7 protein-coding genes are annotated in these 9171 nt (G+C 62.8%); 4 read left to right on the top strand and 3 right to left on the bottom strand.

Annotation, left to right across the window (positions count from 1 at the left end; all coding sequences use genetic code 11):
• The coding region (locus DDF70_RS12725; RefSeq protein WP_162820370.1) for a helix-turn-helix domain-containing protein at positions 1-370 on the bottom strand (370 nt) is incomplete at its 3' end.
• A gap of 266 nt (positions 371-636) precedes the next feature.
• Between DDF70_RS12725 and ilvD the strand changes: the two genes are divergently transcribed.
• The 4 genes from ilvD (at position 637) to DDF70_RS12705 (ending at position 4875) form a co-directional block, all read left to right on the top strand.
• Entirely contained in the window at positions 637-2466 is a 1830-nt protein-coding gene (gene ilvD, locus DDF70_RS12720) for a dihydroxy-acid dehydratase (RefSeq protein WP_114945227.1), read from the top strand.
• Positions 2467-2597: 131 nt separating this feature from the next.
• On the top strand, positions 2598-2900 hold the full coding sequence (locus DDF70_RS12715; protein ID WP_114945226.1) for a hypothetical protein: 303 nt from the start codon (positions 2598-2600) through the stop codon (positions 2898-2900).
• Between the two features lie 138 nt (positions 2901-3038).
• Entirely contained in the window at positions 3039-3356 is a 318-nt protein-coding gene (gene sugE, locus DDF70_RS12710; protein ID WP_114945225.1) for a quaternary ammonium compound efflux SMR transporter SugE, read from the top strand.
• A 43-nt stretch (positions 3357-3399) separates the two neighbouring features.
• Positions 3400-4875 (top strand): sensor domain-containing diguanylate cyclase, encoded by a 1476-nt coding sequence (locus tag DDF70_RS12705; protein WP_162820369.1) that lies wholly within the window; start codon positions 3400-3402, stop codon positions 4873-4875.
• Between the two features lie 43 nt (positions 4876-4918).
• Here the strand turns inward: DDF70_RS12705 and DDF70_RS38735 are convergent, their stop codons facing one another.
• A complete protein-coding gene (locus DDF70_RS38735; RefSeq protein ID WP_162820368.1) occupies positions 4919-7480 on the bottom strand; it encodes a hypothetical protein in 2562 nt (853 codons plus the stop codon).
• Positions 7481-7672: 192 nt separating this feature from the next.
• Positions 7673-9043 (bottom strand): glutamate--cysteine ligase, encoded by a 1371-nt coding sequence (locus DDF70_RS12695; RefSeq protein WP_114945223.1) that lies wholly within the window; start codon positions 9041-9043, stop codon positions 7673-7675.
• Positions 9044-9171: the final 128 nt, after the last annotated feature.

Raw genomic sequence — 9171 nt, 5'->3', positions numbered from 1 at the left:
TCTGCAGCAGGCTCAACGACCAGGTCGCGGTGCCGTCCGTCTCGCGCTCGGGCAATCGCGCCCACTCGGCCAGGATGCGCTGCTGCGCGTGAGCCCCGTAGCGGATGCGCGGTCCGCCGCCGTGGTGCGGGCGCACAGCCGCCAGCCCTTCGCGGTTGAAGCGGCTGACCCAGGCCGAGATGGTCTCGTTGTGGCCGCGCCCGACCAGACGCGCGGCGGCGGTGTAGCTGGCACCCTCGGCAATCGCCAGCAGGGCACGGGCCCGGTCGACCTCGGCGGCAGGGGCGCTCTGCGAGCGACTCAGGCGGGTGAGCTCTTTGCGCTCGTCTACGGTGAGCGGGCGTAGTGGATCTTTCTGGTGGCGCGACATGGGGCACCTCGCAACACGAGGATCACCATACCTCTATACCATATCCGACGGCAGACGACCCACTAGGCGCTCTTCCGTACATCGGCCACGGCGGCAATTCCATTGCGGCAAAGCAGGCGCGACCACAAGGAATGGCAATTTTTCTTGCAAGTTACGCAATTTCAGTCGAACAAGGCGGCAAAGATCTGCGCATCCGGCGATGTGCCGCTTAAGGGATTGATCCCAAAGGTGAAGGCCACCTTCGGGTCCGATGTTTAGGGGAAACCATGCCAGCCTATCGTTCTCGCACCACCACCCACGGCCGCAACATGGCGGGTGCTCGCGGCCTCTGGCGGGCCACGGGCATGAAGGATTCCGATTTCGGCAAGCCGATCATCGCGGTCGTGAACTCCTTCACCCAGTTCGTGCCTGGCCACGTCCACCTCAAGGACCTCGGCCAGCTCGTGGCGCGGGAGATCGAGAAGGCGGGCGGCGTCGCCAAGGAATTCAACACCATCGCAGTCGACGACGGCATCGCCATGGGCCATGACGGCATGCTCTACTCCCTGCCCTCGCGGGAGCTGATCGCCGATTCCGTGGAATACATGGTCAACGCCCATTGCGCCGACGCCATGGTGTGCATCTCCAACTGCGACAAGATCACCCCCGGCATGCTGATGGCCGCCCTGCGCCTCAACATTCCCGTGGTCTTCGTGTCCGGCGGGCCGATGGAGGCGGGCAAGGTCGTGCTCAACGGCGTGACCAAGAAGCTCGACCTCGTGGACGCGATGGTGGCGGCCGCCGACGACAAGGTGGCCGACGAGGACATCAAGGTCATCGAACGCTCCGCCTGCCCCACCTGCGGCTCCTGCTCGGGCATGTTCACGGCCAATTCCATGAACTGCCTGACGGAGGCGCTCGGCCTTTCGCTTCCGGGCAACGGCTCGACGCTCGCCACCCATGCCGACCGCAAGCGCCTCTTCGTGGAGGCCGGCCACCTGATCGTCGATCTCGCCCGACGCTATTACGAGCAGGACGACGCGAGCGTGCTGCCGCGCTCCATCGCTTCCTTCGCAGCCTTCGAGAACGCCATGATGCTGGACATCGCCATGGGTGGGTCGAGCAACACGGTGCTGCACCTCCTGGCCGCCGCCCACGAGGCGGAAGTCGACTTCACCATGGCGGACATCGACCGCCTGTCGCGCCGCGTGCCGGTGCTCTGCAAGGTCGCACCCGCGGTCGCCAACGTGCACATGGAAGACGTGCACCGTGCCGGCGGCATCATGGGCATCCTGGGCGAACTCGACCGGGCGGGCCTTATCGACACCTCCGTACCGACGGTCCATGCCGAGACCATGAAGTCGGCCCTCGACCGCTGGGACGTGCGCCGCACCAACAGCCATGCGGTGCACGAGTTCTTCAGCGCCGCTCCCGGCGGCGTGCCGACACAGGTCGCGTTCAGTCAGGAGAGCCGCTACGACAGCGTGGACATGGACCGCGCCGCCGGCACGATCCGCGACGCCGAACATGCCTTCTCGAAGGATGGCGGCCTCGCCGTTCTCTCCGGCAACCTTGCGCTCGACGGCTGCATCGTGAAGACGGCGGGCGTGGACGAGAGCATCCTGGTATTCTCGGGCCCGGCCATCGTCTTCGAGAGCCAGGACGATGCCGTGAGCGGCATCCTCAACGGCAAGGTCAAGGCGGGCGACGTGGTGGTTATCCGCTATGAGGGCCCGCGCGGCGGTCCCGGCATGCAGGAAATGCTCTATCCCACGAGCTACCTGAAGTCGAAGGGCCTCGGAAAGGCCTGCGCGCTCATCACCGACGGACGCTTCTCCGGCGGCACCTCGGGCCTGTCCATCGGCCACGTCTCGCCGGAAGCGGCGGAAGGCGGCACCATCGGCCTCGTGCGCGACGGCGACCGGATCGAGATCGACATCCCGAACCGCCGCATCAACCTCGCCGTCGACGAGGTGGAGTTGGAGCGCCGCCGCGCCGAGCAGCAAGCCAAGGGCTGGCAGCCGGCCGCGCCCCGCAAGCGCAAGGTCTCGGCCGCCCTCAAGGCCTATGCCATGCTGGCGACCAGCGCCGCCAAGGGCGCCGTCCGGCAGATCTGACCCTCCCGGTCGGCGACGAACGAAGGCAGCTTCGGCGGGACATCTCGTCTCCCCGGAGCCGTCAAGCCTTGACGAAACACTGTGTCTAGAGTCCTTTCGAGAAAGGGCCCAAATCAGCCGCAGGATTCTTGATGATTCGTTTCGCCTTGACTGCCAGCCTCCTTCTCCTTGCCGGGCCCGTTTTCGCCCAGGACGCCGCGGAGGGTCGGGCTCTTCAGCTGACCGTGCGCCCGTCGGGCTACGAGGCAGAGGCCAACGAGGCGACGGAGCGGCAGCAGAAGCTGCTGAAGCGGCTCGAACAGAGCAACCATATGATGCGCTCGATCTGCATCAATTGCGGCGACAGCTGGAAACATCAGATCTACGCCCCCTTCAACCCCCTCGCCTCGCTGGGCGGCCGCCCGGAGCAGCCATCGGAAGAAGCCGGTAACTAAGCCGACAAACAGGTCATCGGCTGCGTATTCCCCGTATTGAGAAGGTTTTCCCGAACCCCTATATTTGGAGGGGTGAGGACGACCTCGCACCTTCATGACACCGGTAGGGACGGCCCTGCCAATGACGGAGGTCCTGTCATGGCATGGACTTGGCTTGGCCTTGCCGGTTTGTTCGAGATCGGTTGGGCCATCGGACTGAAATACACGGACGGTTTTACCCGCCCCGTCCCTTCCATCCTGACCGCCCTGAGTATGATCGTCAGCGTCGTCCTGCTCGGACTGGCGTTGAAGACCCTGCCCGTGGGAACGGGCTATGCGGTCTGGACGGGAATCGGAACCGTCGGCACGGCTCTTTTGGGCATCTATCTCTTCGGCGAACCCGCGACGGCGATGCGTCTGGTCTGCATCGGCCTGATCGTGTCCGGCATCCTCGGCCTCAAGTTAGCCTCAGGCTAGCCCCGGCGGTTATGGTTGGGGGATCATGACTGCAATCGCTCACATGAGACCGAGATCGGCGGCACGGGGGCTGAGAGCCTTCGTCGTCGTGGTCTGTCTCGTGATCCTCGGCCTTGGGGGATGGCGCGACTGGAACGAGCGCGGGCAAGAGATCGCCCGCATCAACGCCGAGAACCTGAATCTCGCCAAATCCCTGGTCCAGCACGCGGAGGACACCTTCGAGGTGGCGGACGCTCTCTTGGTGGACGTCGTGGACCGGGTCGAGACCGGCGGCATCCTGCCCGATGCGGTCAAGAGGCTGGACACCTTCCTCGTGGAGCGGGTTCAGTCCCTGCCCCGCATCAAGTCCCTCTCGGTCTATGAGGACGACGGCTTTCTCCTGACGAGTTCCCTGCCCGGCCATCGCGGCAAGGTGAATGCCGAAAAGCAGGCGTTCTTCCAGCATCATCGGGACGCGGCCAGCCGCGACTGGTTCTTCGGCCCCCTGATCCGCGATCCGCTCGGCGGCGATTGGGTTCTCACCCTGTCCCGCCGCATCGACAAGCCGGACGGCAGTTTCGGCGGCGTTGTCCAGGCCAGCATTCCGCCCCGGTACTTCGCCAATTTCTTTGGCCGCTTCAATGTCGGTCTGCAGGGCAGCATCACGCTCATCCACAAGGACGGGACGCTCGTCTCGCGCTATCCCTATATCGAACGCGCCATCGGAGCCGATATTTCGAACGAACCGCAATTCCTCGAGAGACGCGGCTCGGGCGCCTACGAGTATGTCTCCCCGGTCGATGGCGTGACGCGGATGGGCGGCTATCACCGCAATCCCATGTTCCCCATCGGGGTCCTTGCATCGGTCGGGCGGGACGAGGCGCTGGCGAACTGGAACCGGGAATTCGTATTCCGGACCGTGGTCATGAGCCTGCTCGTCGCCACCATCGCAACCCTCGGCTGGATCCTGTCCGCGGAGCTGCGCCGACGGGAGGAAGCGGAGGCCGAGCTCTCCGTCCTCGCCGCCACGGATGGACTGACGGGCCTCGCCAACCGGCGCATGTTCGACAGGCAACTCGAGGCGGCGTGGCTCCGGGCCGCGCGGGAAAAATCGCCGGTATCCTTGCTTCTCGTCGATGTGGACCAGTTCAAGGCCTACAACGACATCTACGGCCATCAGGCCGGCGACGAGTGCCTGCGCACCATTGCAGGGGCGATCGAGGGCGCGGCCCGCAGGCCGGGGGAACTGGTGGCCCGCTATGGGGGCGAGGAGCTCGTGGTTCTTCTGCCCGATCTCGACGAGACGGGCGCGGCGGCCGTCGCCGAGGACATCCGCGCGAAAGTCGAGGCACTTCGTGTGCGGCATGAGGCCAACATCCCGTCGCGCACCCTGACCGTCAGTGTCGGCAGCGCGACCCGCATCCCGAGCCTTGACCGGTCCCGCCACGGCCCGGAAGACCTGATCACCCTCGCCGACGCCGCCCTCTACCGGGCCAAGCAGGACGGCCGCAACCGCGTCGCAACGGCAAAAGCAGCCTAACGGCAAAGGCCCTGGATACAGACGATCCAGAGCCCTTATCGCTTCAGATCACGAAGAACTCGGACGCCTTGAGCAGGGGCTTGTTCGAGAACTTGGCGATCTCGGTCCGGCCTCCTGCGGCACTCCCGTTGGCATCGTAATAGAGCACGCCCGTGCCCTTGTTGTAGATGATGTAATCGTCCTTGTCCTGCTGTTGCGTGCTCAGCTTGAAGTGCTTGGCCTTGAGCATCTTCGGCAGGGACGCGCTGCCCGTTCCGAGCTTCGTGAAAGCGGCATGATCGAGATGGATCGAGTCCTGCTTCACGTTGTAATCCTTGACGGTGTCGTAATTCGTCTTCTTGTGAGGCTTCACATCGAACACGAAGATGTCGTTGCCAGCACCGCCAAAGAGCGTATCGTTGCCATCGCCGCCGGACAGCATGTCGGCGCCGTCGTCGCCCTTGAGCGTATCGTTGCCGGCATCGCCTTTCAGCTTGTCGTCGCCGAGCCCTCCAGCGAAGGCATCATTGCCGCTGCCGCCAGCTACGACGTCATGGCTGGACGTCCCCGTCACGGTTTCACCCGTCCAGTCGCTCACCTGAATGGTGAACTCCTTCACCGATGTCAGGGTGCCGTCGCTCACCTGCACTTTGATGACATGGGACTGGGCCTGCTCATGATCGAGCAGCGTGCCATTGGCCACGACGATGGACTTGCCATCGGCCCCGATCGCGAAGCGGCCGCCTGCGTTGTCGAGCAGTGCGTAAGTCAGCGCATGTCCCTCAGGATCGACTGCCGTCAGATCACCGATCTTCGTGCCACTAGCAATGGCCTCGCGAACGGAAACGCCGATGAGGTTCAGGCTGACCGGATCTTCGTTGACATCGCTCACCTGAATGGTGAACTCCTTGGTCGCGGTCAGATCGCCGTCGCTGACCTGCACCTTGATGACATGGGACTGGGCCTGCTCATGATCGAGCAGCGTGCCATTGGCCACAACGATGGATTTTCCATCCGCTCCGATCGCGAAGCGACCGCCTGCATTGTCGAGCAGCGTGTACGTCAGAATGGTCCCTGGCGCATCCGTGGCAGAAAGATCGCCGACCTTTATGCCTGTGGCCGAACCCTCGCGGATGGAAGTGCCGAGAAGCTCAAGACCGGTCGGAGCCTCGTTGGGATCGTCCGGATCGTCTGGGGATCCGTCAGCATCAAATTCGACTGTGACCTGAGCCGTTGTCTGCCGCAACGCAACATCCCGGATATACATGGTGATCGTGCGCGTCTGCCCATCTTGACCTGCGCTCGCGGTGTAGGTCAGCGCCTGAATGAGCTGTTGAACACGCGCAGTCGTTGCCCGATCGTTGAATGTGAAGCTTAAGCTGGAGGAGTCCAACGCGAAAAAGTACCCGATCTTGTTTTCGGGATCGGTTCCGCCAACATAGACATCCTGCCCGAGAAGCGTGACCCCGCCTGACTGATCGACATCGATGACATCACGTCCATGCGATCCCTGTTCCACGTGAAGAGACAGAGAATGCAGCAGGCCACTATCCACCCTCAGCACTGAATCCCGGCCAGCGTCCAGAAATGTCGAGGTTCCAATTGCGGCGATGACATTCGCCTCACCGAAACGGGTGATTTCCGGAGCGGTATGGGTTGTTTCGACGAGGTCTCCATTCGCGTTACGAGCAACGACCGTATCAATACCTTGCCGATGAAGGGCAAGGCGCTCGTCCTCTCCCAATGTGCCCGTCGTGAGCACCAGCTTATCGTTGGACGTATCATAGCCATGCACGAGCCGCGCCTTGTCGACACTGTCGACAGTAATTTCCGCGCCATTGGTCGCGAGATGAATGTCGAAGCCGGTAATCGTCTTCCCGGTCAGATCGATATTCGACCCCTTGACGGTCAGCCGATCCATAACCGTTGCAGAATGGCCCTTGCCATTGATGAGGGCAACCCCGGCCAACTGCTCGGCGGTCAGTGTCACAAAATCGTTGAAAGATGTTCCTTCAATAGTTTCGATGCTTTCAAGCCCGGCCATCAGGTGGAGATTGAAAGAACCACCGCCGTTCAGGACCAGCATGTCGTTGCCGTCACCGCCTTGAAGCCGATCTCCCGCTCCGATCAGCTCTTGGGTGGCTATGAAGGTGTCACTCTCCGCTGTCCCAATGACATTATCGCCGATGCGGACGAGCGCTAAGGCTGCTTGGCCTGCGGTGTCATTCAGACTGATGTAGATATCGTCCGAAGCAGTGAAGTCTGTATTTTGCGACGTATCTTTATAAGTCAAAGACCTGATGATCGTTTGAACCTGGGCCGCTGTCGCACTGGCATTGAATTCAAAGGCAATCCCGAATTCATCTGCGTACGAGACGGTTCCGATCTCCACGCCGGCAACGACAACCCGTTTGCCCAAGCCAAAGCCGTCGGGAAATTCAACTTGGTCAGTTGCGGTCCGAACCCCGAGCAAGTCCGCTTGACCATAGTATAAAATAGCCAGTTCCTTAAACGGGTGATCGCCCGCAACCACAACCACGTCCTGATCCCGGTCGATGAGTACTTCCGTATCGGGCTCTCGCAGGATGTAATCAAAGTCAAGATTCTGGATTTCCAGGGTCGTCATCACTTCCTCCAAGCCGTTTGTCGTTCAGACCGGCGCTAACCGGCCTACCCTGCAACCAGGGGCAGACACTTGGAGGTCAACTTAGATTAAACGATATATAATATCAATTAATGAACCTATCTTTCCCATTCTTTGCCTTCTCCTTTACAAAGAGGGCGGGATAGACCCCGCTTTGCAAGGGAAGACAAAGTTTTAGAACACGCATTCCCTAAAGGCAGGAACGACCGACTGCCTCCACGCGCCGTGGTAAAGCTCCAGCAGCCGCTCGGCCTGCGTGCGGCCCGAGGCGACGATCTCTTCCGCGTAGGCGAGATGCCGTGTCTCGTCCTGGCCCGCCGCATCGAGATAGCCGCGCCGCTTGAGGCCTTCGCGCGAAAGCGCCAGCGCATCGCGGGCGACATCCTGCACGGAGCGTCCTGCGATGCTTGCCTTCAAGGCCTGCTTGGGGACATCGGCGCGCAGCTGCTCGCGCTCCTGCACAGTCCAGTTCTTCACCAGCTCCCATGCCCCGTCGAGCGCCGCCTCGTCGTAGAGCAGGCCGGTCCAGAATGCTGACAAGGCAACGATATGCTCGACGTTGCCCACGTCCGCGCCGCGCATTTCGAGATAGCGCTTCAGGCGCACCTCGGGGAAGACGGTGGAGACGTGGTTCGCCCAGTCGGACTGGGTGGCGCGCTCGCCCGGCAATTGCGCGAGCTTGCCCGCGAACAGGTCACGAAAGGATGAACCGGCGACGTCGTGGTAGGTCGCGTCGCGCTTGACGAAATACATGGGGACGTCGAGCACCCAGTCCACGTAGCGCTCGTAGCCGAAGCCGTCCTCGAACGCGAAAGCCATCATGCCCGTGCGGTCGCGATCCGTATCGCGCCAGATCTGCGAACGCATGGAGAGGAAGCCGTTGGGCTTGCCCTCCGTGAACGGCGAGTTGGCGAAGATCGCCGTGGCGATGGGCTGAAGCGCAAGCGACACGCGGAGCTTCTTCACCATGTCGGCTTCGGACGCATAGTCCATGTTCACCTGCACGGTAGACGTGCGGTACATCATGTCGAGGCCGAGCGAGCCGACCTTCGGCATGTAGTTCGTCATGATGCGATAGCGCGCCTTCGGCATCACCGGAGTTTCGGCGCGGGTCCAGAGCGGGCTCATGCCGAGGGTGAGGAAGCCGAGGCCGAGTCCCTCCCCGACGGCCTTCGCGTCGGCGATGTGCTGGGCCGTCTCGCGGGCCGTCTCGTGCAGCGTCCTGAGCGGCGCGCCCGACAGTTCGAACTGTCCGCCCGGCTCGAGCGAAATCGCCCCGCCGCCCACTTCGTCGGCGAGACCGATGGGATGGCCCTCCTCCATGATCGGCGCCCAGCCGGTGCGCACCTGAAGGCCCTCCAGGAGCGCGCGGATGCCCTTAGCCCCGTCATAGGGAACGGGCGTGGCATCGGCCGTGTAGAACGGAATCTTCTCGTGTTCGGTGCCGAGCCGCCAAGCGTCCCGCGGCTTCTCGCCGGAGGCGATCCAGTCCACGAGCTCCGACCGCGCACCAATGGGGGTCGTATCGGATACGTCCCGCGCCATGCATCACCTCATCAAAAAGCGCGTTCAAGGCGCGCCGACTCAGGGTCGGGACTCAATAAGGGGCTTAAGGCCAAGGCGCAATGAGGGACCCAAGCACAAAACGACGAGGGCGCTGTCGCCCTCGCCGA

The organism is Microvirga calopogonii (genome assembly GCF_003347665.1).
GTDB classification, from domain to species: domain Bacteria; phylum Pseudomonadota; class Alphaproteobacteria; order Rhizobiales; family Beijerinckiaceae; genus Microvirga; species Microvirga calopogonii.
Note: the sequence above shows the minus strand (reverse complement) of the source record. Positions and strands in the feature narration are given on the sequence as shown.

What these genes read in the sequence shown, in the direction of transcription:
- DDF70_RS12715 (WP_114945226.1), top strand. Translation starts at nt 2,598, where the DNA reads ATGATTCGTTTCGCCTTGACTGCCAGCCTCCTTCTCCTTGCCGGGCCC.
- DDF70_RS12705 (WP_162820369.1), top strand. Translation starts at nt 3,400, where the DNA reads ATGAGACCGAGATCGGCGGCACGGGGGCTGAGAGCCTTCGTCGTCGTG.
- ilvD (WP_114945227.1), top strand. Translation starts at nt 637, where the DNA reads ATGCCAGCCTATCGTTCTCGCACCACCACCCACGGCCGCAACATGGCG.
- DDF70_RS12695 (WP_114945223.1), bottom strand. Translation starts at nt 9,043, where the DNA reads ATGGCGCGGGACGTATCCGATACGACCCCCATTGGTGCGCGGTCGGAG.
- DDF70_RS38735 (WP_162820368.1), bottom strand. Translation starts at nt 7,480, where the DNA reads ATGACGACCCTGGAAATCCAGAATCTTGACTTTGATTACATCCTGCGA.
- sugE (WP_114945225.1), top strand. Translation starts at nt 3,039, where the DNA reads ATGGCATGGACTTGGCTTGGCCTTGCCGGTTTGTTCGAGATCGGTTGG.